This is a genomic window from Phytohabitans rumicis (assembly GCF_011764445.1).
GTDB lineage: Bacteria > Actinomycetota > Actinomycetes > Mycobacteriales > Micromonosporaceae > Phytohabitans > Phytohabitans rumicis.
In genome coordinates this window covers 629943-644077 of record NZ_BLPG01000002.1, presented here as the reverse complement: position 1 = coordinate 644077, position 14135 = coordinate 629943, and the positions used below count along the sequence as shown (strand labels likewise).

General features: G+C 71.1%; 13 protein-coding genes. 7 read left to right on the top strand and 6 right to left on the bottom strand.

Going from position 1 to position 14135, the window contains the following annotated elements; genetic code table 11:
- Positions 1-9: 9 nt before the first annotated feature.
- Positions 10-306 (bottom strand): hypothetical protein, encoded by a 297-nt coding sequence (locus Prum_RS46585; RefSeq protein ID WP_173085798.1) that lies wholly within the window; start codon positions 304-306, stop codon positions 10-12.
- A 123-nt stretch (positions 307-429) separates the two neighbouring features.
- On the opposite strand from Prum_RS46585, the gene Prum_RS46580 reads away from it, so the two are divergent.
- Complete coding sequence (locus Prum_RS46580) at positions 430-1242, top strand: alpha/beta fold hydrolase (RefSeq protein WP_173085796.1); 813 nt, start codon at positions 430-432, stop codon at positions 1240-1242.
- 48 nt (positions 1243-1290) lie between these two features.
- On the opposite strand, the gene Prum_RS46575 is transcribed toward Prum_RS46580, so the two are convergent.
- Positions 1291-2526, bottom strand: coding sequence for an HNH endonuclease signature motif containing protein (locus Prum_RS46575; RefSeq protein ID WP_173085794.1), 1236 nt, complete (start codon positions 2524-2526; stop codon positions 1291-1293).
- 186 nt (positions 2527-2712) lie between these two features.
- Positions 2713-3264: a cysteine hydrolase family protein gene (locus Prum_RS46570; RefSeq protein ID WP_173085792.1), complete on the bottom strand. Its 552-nt coding sequence runs from the start codon at positions 3262-3264 to the stop codon at positions 2713-2715.
- Positions 3265-3365: 101 nt separating this feature from the next.
- Here Prum_RS46570 and Prum_RS46565 point away from each other — a divergent pair, with 101 nt between their 5' ends.
- The 3 genes from Prum_RS46565 to Prum_RS46555 all read left to right on the top strand — a co-directional run bounded on the left by Prum_RS46565 (position 3366) and on the right by Prum_RS46555 (position 7552).
- A complete protein-coding gene (locus tag Prum_RS46565; protein ID WP_173085790.1) occupies positions 3366-3989 on the top strand; it encodes a TetR/AcrR family transcriptional regulator in 624 nt (207 codons plus the stop codon).
- A 127-nt stretch (positions 3990-4116) separates the two neighbouring features.
- On the top strand, positions 4117-5103 hold the full coding sequence (locus Prum_RS46560) for an intradiol ring-cleavage dioxygenase (RefSeq protein WP_173085788.1): 987 nt from the start codon (positions 4117-4119) through the stop codon (positions 5101-5103).
- Between the two features lie 562 nt (positions 5104-5665).
- Positions 5666-7552 (top strand): amidohydrolase, encoded by a 1887-nt coding sequence (locus Prum_RS46555; RefSeq protein ID WP_173085786.1) that lies wholly within the window; start codon positions 5666-5668, stop codon positions 7550-7552.
- 59 nt (positions 7553-7611) lie between these two features.
- Here the strand turns inward: Prum_RS46555 and Prum_RS46550 are convergent, their stop codons facing one another.
- Together Prum_RS46550 and gabT are read right to left on the bottom strand one after the other, a co-directional pair.
- A complete protein-coding gene (locus Prum_RS46550; RefSeq protein WP_173085784.1) occupies positions 7612-8994 on the bottom strand; it encodes an NAD-dependent succinate-semialdehyde dehydrogenase in 1383 nt (460 codons plus the stop codon).
- Positions 8987-10258, bottom strand: coding sequence for a 4-aminobutyrate--2-oxoglutarate transaminase (gene gabT / locus Prum_RS46545; RefSeq protein ID WP_173085782.1), 1272 nt, complete (start codon positions 10256-10258; stop codon positions 8987-8989). Before gabT ends, Prum_RS46550 begins: the two co-directional genes overlap by 8 nt.
- Positions 10259-10397: 139 nt before the next feature.
- Here gabT and Prum_RS46540 point away from each other — a divergent pair, with 139 nt between their 5' ends.
- On the top strand, positions 10398-11864 hold the full coding sequence (locus Prum_RS46540; RefSeq protein WP_173085780.1) for an APC family permease: 1467 nt from the start codon (positions 10398-10400) through the stop codon (positions 11862-11864).
- A gap of 28 nt (positions 11865-11892) precedes the next feature.
- Here the strand turns inward: Prum_RS46540 and Prum_RS46535 are convergent, their stop codons facing one another.
- Positions 11893-12060 (bottom strand): hypothetical protein, encoded by a 168-nt coding sequence (locus Prum_RS46535; RefSeq protein WP_173085778.1) that lies wholly within the window; start codon positions 12058-12060, stop codon positions 11893-11895.
- Between the two features lie 176 nt (positions 12061-12236).
- Here Prum_RS46535 and Prum_RS46530 point away from each other — a divergent pair, with 176 nt between their 5' ends.
- Both Prum_RS46530 and Prum_RS46525 read left to right on the top strand, forming a co-directional pair.
- The gene (locus tag Prum_RS46530; RefSeq protein ID WP_173085776.1) at positions 12237-13052 is read left to right on the top strand and encodes an SAM-dependent methyltransferase; all 816 of its coding nucleotides are present in this window, start codon (positions 12237-12239) and stop codon (positions 13050-13052) included.
- Between the two features lie 55 nt (positions 13053-13107).
- Positions 13108-13944: a Sco1979 family transcriptional regulator gene (locus tag Prum_RS46525; RefSeq protein ID WP_503826949.1), complete on the top strand. Its 837-nt coding sequence runs from the start codon at positions 13108-13110 to the stop codon at positions 13942-13944.
- The last annotated feature ends 191 nt before the right edge of the window (positions 13945-14135 follow it).

Here is a 14135-nt window from a genome sequence, read left to right as displayed (position 1 = left end):
GTTCCGGGGTCAGCCGGCATCCAGTGGCGGCGGGTCACCCGTGGTGGGTCCGTCGCCTGGTTTCGGATGACGGGCGCGGACGCGGCTCCACCGGTCGTCGGGCGACGGCATGGGCGCCACGCGTTCCTCGTGTGTCTGGACGTCCAGGCGGGCCCGATGGGCGCCGGGGTTGTAGATCTCGTCGATCGGGCCCATGAGACCGCCGCCGATGCCGCGTCTCCGAATCCGGGTTCCTAACCATGCGACGGCTCCCAGGATGGCGGCGAAGCCGCCAGCGACAGCCAGGAACACTAGGAGATCCTCCATCCGGCGAAGCCTATCCTCGTGATCGAGTCGGTCGGGTCGGCGTCGATGTGGGCTTGAGGCGCGTGGTCCGCGAAATCTGAGTCGCCGATGCCGACGGCGTCCGGGGCACCTTATGATCAACACGTGGTGGCTACCACCTCGGTGAAGGTGGCCTCCGGCGTGACGCTGCCCTTCGTTGAGCAAGGGGACCACGACGGGGTGCCGGTCGTGTTCGTGCACGCCGTCGCCGACTCGTGGCGCGCGTTTGAACCACTCTTGGCGCACCTGCCCGCGGAAATCCATGCCTTCGCGCTCACACAGCGTGGTTCCGCCGGCGCAAGCGAGCCGACCAACGGCTACCGTCCCGAGGATTTCGCCGCTGACCTGGGGTCGTTCTTCGATGCTTTGCACCTTGACGAGGCGGTAGTTGTGGGGGGTTCGAGCGGTGGCGTCGTGGCTCGCCGCTTCGCGATCGATCACCCGGACAGCACGCGTGGGCTTGTATTGCTGGGTTCACCGGACACGTTGGCGAACAAGCCAGCGCTGCGCCAGCTGTGGGACTCGACCATCTCCACCTTGACCGACCCCGTTGATCCCGACTGGGTGCGCGGATTCGCCGAAAGTGTCGTCGTGCATGCCCTACCTGCCGGGCTGATGGAGACCATGGTGCAGGAGAACCTGAAGGTTTCAGCGCGGGTCTGGCGATCGACGTTCGAAGGTCTGATCGAGGACGATTCATTCGCCGAGCTCGACCGGATCGTTGCCCCGACGCTCGTGATCTGGGGCGATCAGGATTCCATCCTGACCAGACACGACCAGGAACGACTGACATCGGCGATCCCAGGCGCCCGGCTACTGATCTACCCCGGAGCAGGGCACGCCTTCTACTGGGAAGACCCGGCACGTGCGGCAGCCGACGTAGCGGCCTTCGCCACGCAGGCGACCAGTCGTCCATAGCATCCTGCCGATCGGCCTGGGGATGTCGTGGAGCCCCCACCGTAGCGGTCATTCGCGGCGGTGGTAGGTGTTCCGCCGTGGTCGGCGCTCCAGGTCCACGTACGCGGGTGGGATGAACTCGGGCATCCCGTCGGCGGCGATCCGGACGATCCAATGTCCACGGTGGATCAGCCTATGGTGGTAGCCGCAGAGCATGACGCTGTTGTCCAAGGTGGTGGGTCCGCCGTCGGCCCACGACACGATGTGGTGCCCGTGACACCAGCGCGGTGGCCGGTCGCAGCCGGGGAACGCGCAGCCCTTGTCCCGCAACTCCAGCGCCCGCCGCAACGGTCCGCTGACGAGGCGGCGGGTGCGGCCCAGGTCCAGGATCTGCCCGTCACCACCCAACACGGCGGGAATGATTTTGGCGTCGCAGGCCAGCCGGCGCACCTGCTCCGGACTGAGCCGCTCACCGGTGTCCAACGTGCCGACACCGAGGGCTAGGCGCAGCAGGTCGAACGACACGGTGACCACCACGTGCGGCCGCTCCCCACCGCTCTCCGGTAGGTCTTCGGTCCGCATGGCCAGGTCGCAGATCTCGACCAGGGCGTCGGCGCGGCGTTGGGCCGGGGTGCGGACGTCTACGTCGTGGCGTGGTGCGCATAACGGGTCGAGGGCGGCGTTGACGGTGGCGGCGCCGTCTTCGTCCAGCCATCCGGTCAGCCGCACCCGTCCGTCGCCGTGCCGGGTCAGGTGGAACGCCCTGGTCTGCCGCGCTCTGGCCTCCATGCGTTCCAACGCCTCCGCGTCGGCGGCCTCGGCGAGTTCGGGGGCGACGTAGGCGAGGATGCCTTCGCCGTAGCGGCGGAGCGTGTTCGGCTCGAACTCGGCGGCCCGACCAATCATGGCCTTCTCCGCCTTGCCCACCACCTCAGCGGGAAGCTGCTGTAGCGCGGCCGCGATCACCTGCGCCTGCTCGGTGTTGACCAGACCGTCGGCAACCGCCTTGGCCAGGACGGGCCGCGCGTCGAGAGCTTCAGCGAGCTCGAGCATCCGCTTGGCCGCGTGCGGGCTGATCCGCAGATGCTCTCGGAGCCAGGCTTTGGTGCTGGAGGCGTGCTGCGTGATGGCCAGGCCGCGGCTGTCGATCTCCCGAACCAGCCGGGCCTGCAACGCCGCCACCGCCTGCGTGATCGCGTGCACGGCGTCCAAACACTCGACCAGATCCTCGTCGCGCAACGACCACGTGGGTGTGCTGACGCTCGCGTCGGCCGTGGCCTTGAGCTGCGTCAACACATCCGGCATCACTCCTACATTCTCGTACAGGCGTGCGAAGATCACTGTCCCGTCCGGCGGTATGAGACCAGTATTCCGAATGTCCCTTCAGCCACCGAGCGGTGGAATAATTCCTCCGTCCATATCGGACAATCGCGAGGGGCATCGCCTTGATGAACACCGGATGCCTTTGCCGCCAGCATCGAAGTGCCCCGGCTAGGTTGCCGCCGCCCAGGCGGCCACGGTCGTGACGTCCGCCTGCTGGGGGAAGACCTTCTCGGTGAGGACCCGGTGCACCTCGGGGTCGGCGTCGAGGCAGCCGTCGGACAGGACGGTGAGGCCGAAGTCGAGGTCGGCGGCCTGGCGCAGGGTGGACAGCACGACGCCGCTCGTGGCGACGCCGGTCAGCACGAGGTGGCCGATGTCGCCGGCCCGCAGGACCAGGTCGAGGTCGCTGCCGGCGAAGGCGCTGACGCGGCGCTTGGTGACGACGACGTCGCCCGGCTCGGGTGCGACGTCGGGGTGGATCCGGGTGGCGTCGTCGCCGCCGGCCGCGGGCCCGCGCAGCGCGAGCGCACCGAACATCTTGTTGCGGGTGCTGACCTCCGGGTAGCCGGGGCGGAACCCGACGACCGCGTAGATCACCGGAACGCCGGCCGTCCGGGCCGCGTCGATCGCCGTACCCAGGCGTGGCAGGTACCCGGGATCGGGGTAGCGGTCGACCACGACCTGTTGAACATCCATTACCAGGAGCGCCTGCTTGGTCACGGTCGCCCTTCCAGAGCTAAGTCATCAGGTGATTACTTGGACCCTAGCTCGGCCGTTCGAGGCATGTCAACGAGCGATTACTTGGTCGGCTATGCTGCGGCATGGCGACGAGAACGACGTCCGGGCAGCCCGCCCCGCAGCGCCGGCGCCGGGACGCCGAGGCGACCCGGCAGGAGCTGCTGGAGGCGGCGCGCAGCCGGTTTCTCCGGATGGGCTACGACCGCACGACGCTGCGGGACGTCGCCGCCGACGTGGGGGTCAACCTGGCGCTCATCAAGCGCTACTTCGACTCCAAGGAGGGGCTCTTCAAGGCCGCGCTCGCGGCCACGCCGCGGACGCTCGGCGGCGCGGGCGAACCACCACAGGATCGCGCCGCGCTCGCCGAGGCCCTCAGCCGCCAGCTGTCCGGCCACGCCTGGTCGGAGTTCGCCGAGCACCCGGTGCTGATGCTGCTGCGCGTCTCCGGCGACGAGCGGGTCGACAGCCTGCGCCGGCAGGCCCTGCACGACTTCAGCCAGCAGGTGCTCGCCGCCTCGGGTACGCCGCCGGAGCGGGACGACGACGAGCGCCTCCTGCGGGCGGAGCTGGTGGTCGCCCTCGGCGTCGGCGTCGCCGTCCTGCGGTCCACCGTCGGACTGCGGCCGTTGCGCGACGCCACCGCCGAGGACCTGACCGGCCCGCTGCACGAGGTCATCGATGCCCTACTCGGGCCACCACGCCCATAAGCGGGCCGTCGCGGCCCCCACCATCTTCACAGGCGGCTCTCAGAAGGCACATGGCTGGCGCCTAGGACCCTTTCCCAGGATGAGTCATCGGCAAGAGGTCAAACCAGCCACGATAGGAGAACCCGAGATGGAGCGCAGCGGGCAGTCTGGGCCGCCACGGACGTACGAAGGCCGTCCTCTGGCCAAACCCGACGAGGACATCTTCGACCAGGGTCTCGGCTTCGACATCGGGACCCTGATGGGTCGCCGCAGGTTCCTGCGCGCGCTCGGCATCGGCGCCGCCGGCCTCGGCCTGGCGGCGTGCGGCGGCAACTCCGGCAGCGGTTCCAGCAGCGGCTCGACGGCCGCGAGCTCCTCCTCGTCGTCGAGCTCCACCTCCTCGGGCGAGATCCCGGACGAGACCGCCGGGCCGTACCCGGGCGACGGGTCGAACGGCCCGGACGTGCTGGAGCAGAGCGGCGTCGTGCGGTCGGACATCCGGTCCAGCTTCGGCTCCGCCAGCGGAACGGCCGAGGGCATCCCGATGACGCTGGAGCTGACCATCCAGGACCTGGCGAACGGTGGAGCCGCCTTCGCCGGCACCGCCGTCTACGTGTGGCACTGCGACCGTGACGGCAACTACTCCCTGTACTCGGAGGGGATCACCAACGAGAACTACCTGCGTGGTGTCCAGATCGCGGACTCCTCCGGCAAGGTGACCTTCACCAGCATCTTCCCGGCCTGCTACTCGGGGCGGTGGCCGCACATCCACTTCGAGGTCTACCCGGACCAGGCGAGCATCACCGACTCCACCAAGGCCATCGCCACGTCCCAGGTGGCGCTGCCCGCCGACGTCTGCAAGACGGCGTACGCGGTGAGCGGCTACGAGAAGTCGGTCAGCACCTTCGCGCAGGTCAGCCTGGACAGCGACAACGTGTTCGGCGACGACGGCGGGGTGAAGCAGCTCGCCACCGTCACCGGCGACGCCACCAGCGGATACACGGTGGCCTTGACCGTCGGTGTCGACACCACCACGACCCCCACGGGCGGCGCGGCCCCGGCCGGCGGCGGCGCCCCGGGCGGCGGCCAGGGCCCCGGCGGCACACCCCCGAGCGGCGCGCCGCCCACCTCCTGACCCTCCTCCCGCCGGGCCCCCGCCCGGCTCTGGCCGAGCCGGGCGCCCCCCGCCCGGCTCGGCCGCCAGGCCCCGCCGGGCCCTGGCCGCCGGGCCGCCCGGCCCTCGCCGTCGATCAAGGGCGAACGGTCGTGCTTGGATCTCCGATCCACAGCCGTTTGCCCTTGATCGACGGCCTTTTCCTTGATCGCCGCGGGCCGTGCGCCGCACGCCGCGGGCCGCACGCCGCGGGCCTTGAGCGCCGCGGGTCGTGCGCCGCGGGTCGTGCGCCGCGGGTCGTGCGCCGCGGGTCGTGCGCCGTGCGCCGCGGGCCGTGCGTCGCGGGCCGTGCGTCGCGGGCCTTGAGCGTCGCGGGCCTTGAGCGCCGCACGCCGCGGGTCTTGAGCGCCGCGCGCGGCGCGAGCTTTGACCGCCGCGTACGCGGTGTCGAGCCTGGTCGGCGCGAGCCGCGGCGCCACCACCCTTGACATATCGTTTGGGTCCGAACAGTATTGCCGTCACCGACGCCGGTGTCGGCCCGCGGGTGATGCCGGCTCCCGGATTGCGATCTCGAGGAGTGGCGATGACCCGGGGTGATCTCGATATGGGCTATGCGGACATGGGCTATGAGCTGGATCGCCGGCAACTGCTCCGCGGCGCGGCCGCCGTGGCCGCCGGCACCGTGGCGGCAGGGGCGCTGCCGGCGGGAGCCGCGTACGCCCACGGCACGAGCGCGGACCTCGTCATCCACAATGGACGGGTGCTCGTTCTGGACGAGCGGTTCCGTACGGCCGAGGCGGTGGCCATCCGCGGCGGGCGGGTGCTGGCCGTCGGCCGGGCCAGGGACGTACGCCGGCTCGTCGGCCGCCGTACCCAGGTGCTCGACGCCGGCGGTGGCACGGTGCTGCCCGGCATCAACGACTCGCACGTGCACCTCAACGCGCTCGGCCTCAACTTCCCGCCGTTCTCGTACGGTGTGGACACCGCGACGATCGACGAGCTGGTGGCCGTGGTGCGCACGGCGGTCGAGGCGGCGTCCGTGCCCGGCAGCTGGATCCGCGGCCAGGGGTGGAACGACAACCGGCTGCCGCGCCCGCCGCGGCGTACCGATCTCGACCCGGTCTCCGGTGACCACCCGGTCGTGCTGACCGACTTCTCGTTCCACGCGATGGCGGTCAACACGGCGGCGCTGCGGCTGGCCGGCATCACCCGGGACACCGTCCCGCCGCCCGGCGGCGTGATCGAGAAGGACGCCGACGGCGAGCCGACGGGCGTGCTGCGCGAGACCGCGCAAGGGCTGGTGCGCGCGGTGGTGCCGGCGTTCACCGCGGACGAGGTGGCGCGCAGCATCGACGCCGGCGTCACGCTGCTGCACGCCCAGGGCATCACCAGCGTCACCGATCCCGGCATCACCCTGGCCACGCTGGGGCTCTACGCCGACAAGGTACGGGCCGGCACGCTCGGCGTACGCGTCAGCGCGCTGCTGTCCGGCGGGACCGCGCCGCAGCAGCTGCGGGACGTCCTGGCCGCGTACCGGCCGTTGCGGGGGATCGACCCGCGGGTGCTGCGGGTGGCCGGCGTGAAGCTCTTCGCCGACGGCATCCCGACCGCGGCCAAGACGGCGTGGCTGCACGAGCCTTATCTCGACGGCACCAACGGCAGCCTTGTCATCGACGGGACGACGGTCGCCGAGCAGGTCGCCAACCTGCACGAGATGATCCGGGTCGCGGTGCGGGCCGGGTTCCAGGTCGGTACGCACGCGACCGGGGACGCGACGATCGACGCGGTCGTCGCCGGCTACCTCAAGGCGATGGGGCGCGACTGGCGCCGCGCCGACCTGCGCCACTACGTCATCCACGCCGACCTCACGCCGCGCGCGACGCTGCGGACGATGGCGCGCCACGACATCGGCGCGAACATGAACGCGACCATCAAGTACCTGCTCGGCCGCACGCTCGACCCGGTGCTCGGGCCGGCCCGCACCGACTACCAGTGGCCGTACCGCAGTGCGCTGGACCTCGGTGTGCGGGTGACCAGCGCGTCCGACGCGCCGGTGACGTACCCGAACTGGCTGCAGGGGGTGATGGCGGCCGCGCTACGCGAGGGCATGGTTTTTGGCGGCGCGGGCGGCGGCGTCGCGGGCGAGGCCGAGCGGATCACGGTGCCGGAGGCGCTGGCCACCTACACCCGGACGCCGGCCTGGCAGGACCACGCGGGCGGCTGGAAGGGCACGCTGGCCGAAGGCATGGTCGCGGACGTCTGCGTGGTGGGCGGCGACGTGCTCGGCGTCGACCCGCACGAGCTGGTCAACCTGCCGGTCACCACCACGGTCGTGGGTGGCCGCGTCGTGTACGAGCGTTCCGCGGGCCCCGTGGCGACGACCGAGGCCGCCGCCGGGCACGAGCGCGGGGCGGCCTGCCTGCGCGCGGGCAAGTGCTGCTGCCGCCTTGCGGACGAGCTTCGCGCCTGAAGTGCAAGGAAGGGCACCTTGTTATGCAGAAAGCGATAACAAGGTGCCCTTCCTTGCAGCTACCAGGTGGTGGCGACGTACGTCGTTTCCAGGTATTCGTCGATGCCCTCGTAGCCGCCCTCGCGGCCCAGCCCGGACTGCTTGACGCCGCCGAACGGCGCCGCCGGGTCGGAGACGAGCCCACGGTTGAGCCCGACCATCCCGACCTCCAGCCGCTCGGCCACCCGTAGCCCGCGGGCCAGGTCGCCGGTGTAGACGTACGCCGCCAGCCCCAGCTCGGTGTCGTTCGCGACGGCCAGGGCGTCGCGCTCGTCGCGTACCCGGATGACGGGTGCCACCGGGCCGAAGATCTCGGTCGTCGCGGCGGGTGCGTCGCGCGGCACGTCGGTCAGCACTGTGGCGGGGTAGTAGAAGCCCGGGCCGCCGGCCCGGGTCCCGCCGAGGCGTGGCACCGCGCCCGCGGCGACGCTGCGCTCCACTGTGGACGCGATGCGGTCGACGGCGCGGGCGTTGACCATCGGGCCGAGTTGGGTGCGCTCGTCGGTGCCCGGCCCGACGCGCAGCGCCGCCATGGCGCCGGCCAGCCGGGCCGCGAACTCGTCCGCGACCGCGTCCTGCACCAGGAAGCGGTTGGCGGCGGTGCACGCCTGGCCGCCGTTGCGCATCTTGGCGAGCAGCGCGCCGTCGACGGCCGCGTCGAGGTCGGCGTCGTCGAGCACGATGAAGGGGTCGTTGCCGCCGAGCTCCATCGACGCGCTCACGATCCGGTCCGCGGCCAGCTTCAGCAGATCGCGGCCCACGCCGGTGGAGCCGGTGAACGACACCTTGCGCACCCGCCGGTCGGCCAGCGCGGCCGACACGAGTTCGGCGGGCCGGTCGGTGGCCAGGACCGTCACAACACCAGGGGGTACGCCGGCGGCGGCGAGCAGGTCGGCGAGCAGCAGCGCGGTCAGCGGGGTGTCCTCGGCCGGCTTGAGGATCACCGGGCAGCCCGCCGCCAGCGCCGGTGCGATCTTGCGGGTGGCCATCGCGGCGGGGAAGTTCCACGGCGTGACCAGCAGCGCCACGCCGACCGGGCGGCGGAACGTCAGGATGCGGTTCGCGCCGGACGGTGCCGTGCGCAACTGCCCGTCGACGCGGACGGCCTCCTCGCCGAACCAGCGGAAGAACTCGGCCGCGTACGTGACCTCCGCGCGCGCGTCCGGGAGGGCCTTGCCCATCTCCAGGCTGATCAGGTGCGCGATCTCGGCGTGCCGGGAGGTCATCAGCTCGAACGCCCGGCGCAGCACCTCGCCGCGTTCGCGGGGCGCCGCGCCGGCCCACCCGGGCAGCGCCGCGTGCGCCGCCGCGAGCGCCCGGTCCAGGTCGGCCCGGCCGGCGCGGGGCACGTCCGTGATGACCTCGCCGGTGGACGGGTTGAGCACCGGGAACGCGTCAGGCATCCGCGAACGCCCCTTCCAGGATGTCCATGCCGCGGGCGAGGGTCTCGTCGTCGATGACCAGCGGCGGGAGGAAGCGCAGCACGTTGCCGTACGTGCCCGCGGTCAGCACGATCAGCCCTTCGCGGTGGCAGGCGCGGGCGACCGTGGACACGAGCGCCGGGTCGGCGGCCGCCGTTTCGATGGCGAGCATGGCGCCGCGTCCGCGTACGTCGCCGATGCGGGGGTCACGCTCGGCCAGTGCGTGTAGGCGGGGGAGCATGGCGGCTTCGATGTGGCGGGCGGCGGTGCACAGGTCGAGGTCGCGCATGGTGTCGATGGTGGCCAGCGCGGCGGCGCAGGCGATGGGGTTGCCGCCGTAGGTGCCGCCGAGGCCGCCGACGTGGACGGCGTCCATGAGTTCTGCTCGGCCGGTGACGGCGGCGAGCGGCAGGCCGCCGGCGATGCCCTTGGCGGTGGTGACGAGGTCGGGGACCACCGCCTCCCGCTCGCACGCGAACCATGTTCCGGTGCGGCAGAAGCCGGTTTGGATTTCGTCGGCGATGAACACGGCGCCGGCGTGTCGGGTCCAGTCGGCTAGGGCGGGGAGAAAACCTTCGGCGGGTACGACGAAGCCGCCTTCGCCTTGGATGGGTTCGATGAGGACGGCGGCGACGTTGTCGGCGCCGACTTGTTTGTCGATCTGTTCCAGGGCGCGGGCGGCGGCCTGCCCCCCGGTCAGGCCGCCGTCCCGGTAGGGGTACGACATCGGTACCCGGTAGATCTCCGGCGCGAAGGGGCCGAAGCGGTGTTTGTAGGGCATGTTTTTCGCGGTGAGCGCCATGGTGAGGTTGGTGCGGCCGTGGTAGGCGTGGTCGAAGACCACTACAGCCGGCCGGCCGGTCGCGTGCCGGGCGACCTTGACGGCGTTCTCGACGGCTTCGGCGCCGGAGTTGAACAGGGCCGACCGTTTGTCGAACGTGCCCGGCGTCAGCCCGTTCAGTGTTTCGCAGACGGCGACGTACGACTCGTAGGGGGCGACCATGAAGCAGGTGTGGGTGAAGCGTTCGACCTGTCGTTGGACGGCTTCGACGACGCGGGGTGCGGCGTTGCCGACCGAGGTGACCGCGATCCCCGACCCGAAGTCGATCAGGCGGTTGCCGTCGACGTCCACGACGATGCCGCCGCCGGCGCTCTCGACGTAGGCGGGCAGCACGCTGCCGACGCCCCGGGCGACCGCGTCGATCCGGCGCGCGTGTAGTTCGGCTGAGCGCGGGCTGGGTTCCATGGCAGGTGATCGTACGGATCCAAACGAGTTTGGCCAAGCGGCCCCTTGACGGGTTGGTGTGACCGCCGTTACGTTACGGCCACCTAGGTCGTACGGATGCAAACGTTCTGAGCGTCACCCCCACCCCCGAAGGAATGTCATGGCCAGTCATGAAGCCGCCCCTCAAGGCGCTGGTCTCAAACGCGACGCGATATCCGCCGCCGGGATCGTCTTCCTCGTCCTCGCCGCCGCCAGCCCGCTGATCGGGCTGACCGGCGCCGTGCCCAGCGCCATGGTCGTCGGCAACGGCCTCGGCGCGCCCCTCGCGTACGTCGCGGTCGGCCTGGTCCTGCTGCTGTTCTGTGTCGGCTACGTCGCCATGTCCCGCCAGGTGACCAACGCCGGGGCCCTGTACGCGTACGTCGGTCGCGGGCTCGGCCTGCGCACCGGACTCGGCGCCGCCGGCGTCGCCGTCTGGTCGTACACCGCGATCCAGGCATCGGTGTACGGCTTCTTCGGCGTCGTGGGCAGCGCCACGCTCGACTCGTGGACCGGCGTGCACGTGCCCTGGTGGCTGCTCACCCTCGGCCTGGTCGCGCTCGTGCAGGTCTTCGGCTACCTGCACATCGAGCTCGGCGCCCGCGTGCTGGCCGTGCTGATGATCGTGGAGTGGGGCACGATGCTCCTGCTCGGCCTGGTGATCCTCGCCAAGGGCGGCGCCGGCGAAGGGCTCGGCCTCTCGCAGGTGTTCTCCGTCGACTCGCTGATGAGCGGCGCGCCCGGGGTGGCGCTGGTCTTCGGGTTCGCGTCGATGTTCGGCTTCGAGTCCAGTGCCATCTACGGCGAAGAGGCGCGCAGCCCGAAGAAGTCGGTGGCCCGCGCGACGTACCTGTCGGTCGTGCTCATCACCGGCTTCTTCCTCTTCACGTCGTGGACGCTGATCGTCGGGCACGGCCCCGCGGGTGCCGTCGGCGCGGCCGGCTCGGCGCTCGAATCCGGCGACCCCGCCGCGTACGTCTTCGGCGCCGGCGACACGTTCCTGGGCGCGTGGGCGCCGCACGCGATGAGCGTCTTCGTCATCACGTCGATGTTCGCCGCCGCCCTGGCGTTCCACAATGGAATCGCCCGGTACCTCTTCACCCTGGGCCGGGACGGCGTACTCCCGGCACGACTGTCCACAGTGCATCACCGTACCCGCGCGCCGCACGTGGCCTCCGTGACGCAGACCGTGTCCATCCTGGTGGTCATGGTGCCGTTCATGCTCGCCGGCGCCGACCCGGTCACCACCCTGTTCTTCTGGGGCTCCGGCGTCGCGGTGGTCGGCATCGTCGCGCTCTACGGGCTCAGCTCGGTCGCGACGTTCCGGTACTTCCGGGTCCACCCCGAGCGGGACGCGCGGGTGTGGCACACCCTGGTCGCGCCGCTGGCCTCCGCGGTGGCGATGGCCGGCGCGCTGGTCCTGGTGCTGGCCAACTTCGACACCCTCGTCGGGGGCACCGGCGGGCTGGCCGCGGTGCTCGCCCTGACGGTACCGGCGGCGTTCGTGCTCGGCTTCGGCGCGTACGGCGCGATCCGCGCCCGGCTCACCCCGACCGCCGCGGTCGACCTGGCCGCCGAGCTGAGCTGAGAGTCCGTGGTCCGGTGGGCGCCCCGAGTCAGACGGAGCGCCCACCCCGCGTCCGCGCCGTCGCGGCTACGGGAACGCCTCGCCGGCCACGCCGCTGAAGCGGCGTGAGCGCGTCGGTGACACCGTCGGCCAGGCCGTCGTAGATCTCACCGGCGTCGCCCGCACCGACCTTCCAAAACGCGAAGTCGCTGCTCACGACGGCGATTGCGAGAAGCGGGCGACCATACGCACCTTTTTCCGCATGGGATGGAGCGTATCCCGCGGTGCCGTCGCGGTCAGTGGGGTGCCTCACCCATCGGGTCTACATTGGAGATCGCTAGACTTCCGGTGAAGATCGAGTCGACCGTTTCTATCGAGTTGAAGGACGCGCTCATGTCGGACAGTTCGGCCGCCGGGGGCGACGGTAAGCAAGCGCCCAGCCTGGACACCACGGTGCCGCAGACGGCCCGGATCTGGAACTACTGGTTGGGTGGCAAGGACAACTTCGCGGTCGACCGGGAGGTCGGCGACCAGATCTACGGTGCCTTTCCGCAGATCGTGGAGAACGCGCGGCTGTCCCGGGCGTACCTGGTCCGGGCGGTGCGGTACCTGGCCGGTGAGGCGGGTGTCCGCCAGTTCCTCGACATCGGCACCGGGCTGCCGACGGCCGATAACACGCACGAGGTCGCGCAGTCCGTGGCCCCAGAGTCACGCATCGTGTACGTCGACAACGATCCCCTGGTGCTGGTGCACGCGCGGGCGTTGCTGACGAGCACGCCGGAGGGCGCCACCGACTACATCGACGCCGACATGCGCGACGCTGATCAGATCGTGCGGGAGGCGTCGCGGACGCTCGACCTGACCAAGCCGACCGCGCTGATCCTGATGGGCATCCTCGGACACATCAAAGAGGACGACGAGGCACAGTCCATTGTGCGCGGCATCATGGACGTCCTGCCGGCCGGCAGCTACGTGGCGATGTACGACGGCACGGACACCAGCCCGGGCGTCGTGGAGGCGGCCCGCATCTGGAACCAGTCCGCCAACCCTCAGTACCATTTGCGCAGCCCGGAGCGGATCGCCCGGTTCTTCGACGGCCTGGAGCTGGTCGAGCCCGGCGTGGTCTCGGTGACCCGCTGGCGGCCGGGCCTCGACAACGACGACCTTCCCGAGATCGACCAGTACTGCGGTGTCGGACGGAAGGCGTAACACGGACGGACTCCGATCCGAAGGCCCGCACGGTGGATCCGCCGGCGGGCCCACCGTGCGGCGCATGCAGCTCGGTGCGCGGCTGCGCCGGCTGCGGGAGGCCAAGGGGGTCAGCCGGGAGGACGCCGGCTGGCGCATCCGTGCGTCCGAATCCAAGATCAGCCGGATGGAGCTGGGCCGGGTCGGCTTCAAGGAGCGCGACATCGCCGATCTGCTCACGCTGTACGAGGTCGACGACGAGGAGCGGGCAGCGCTGGTGGCGCTGGCGCACGAGGCCAACACGCCTGGCTGGTGGCAGCCGTACGGTGACCTTCTCTCCTCCCGGTTCCAGTACTACCTGGACCTGGAGGCGGCGCCGTCCCTGATCCGCAGCTACGAGATCCAGTTCGTGCCTGGGCTGTTGCAGACTGAGGGCTACGCCCGTGCCGTCATCATGCTCGGGCACGGTGACGCCGGCGCCGCAGAGATCGACCGCCGCGTCGGGTTGCGGATGGCCCGCAAGCAACTCCTGACCCGCCCGGACCCGCCGCGCCTGTGGGCGGTGATCGACGAGGCGGTGCTGCGCCGACCCATCGGCGGGCCCCAGGTGATGCGTGCCCAGATAGCCGCGCTGGCGCAGGCGTGCGAGCTACCCGGCGTCCGGCTCCAGGTGGTGCCGTTCGAGGCCGGCGGGCACGCGGCCGCCGGCGGCGCGTTCAGCATCCTGCGCTTCCCCGACGAGGAACTGCCGGACGTCGTCTACATCGAGCATCTCACCAGCGCCCTCTACCTGGAAAAACGCGAAGACATCGACGCCTACGCCGCGGTCGTGGGACGCCTGTTCATCGAGGCCGAACCGCCCGCACGCACACCGGAGATCCTCCACAAGGCGCTCCGAGCCCTCGACGAATAGACGGCCCAGAGCTACCGCGATGTCCGCCCGCCCCCCTTCCCCGTCGATCAAGGGCATATGGTCGTGCTTTGATCTCCAACCCACGACCATTTGCCCTTGATCGAGGCGGAATTCCTTGATCGGCGCTCGCTGGGCGCCGCGCGCCGAGCCGGGCGGCGGGCGCCGAGCCGGGCGGCGGGCGCCGAGCCGGG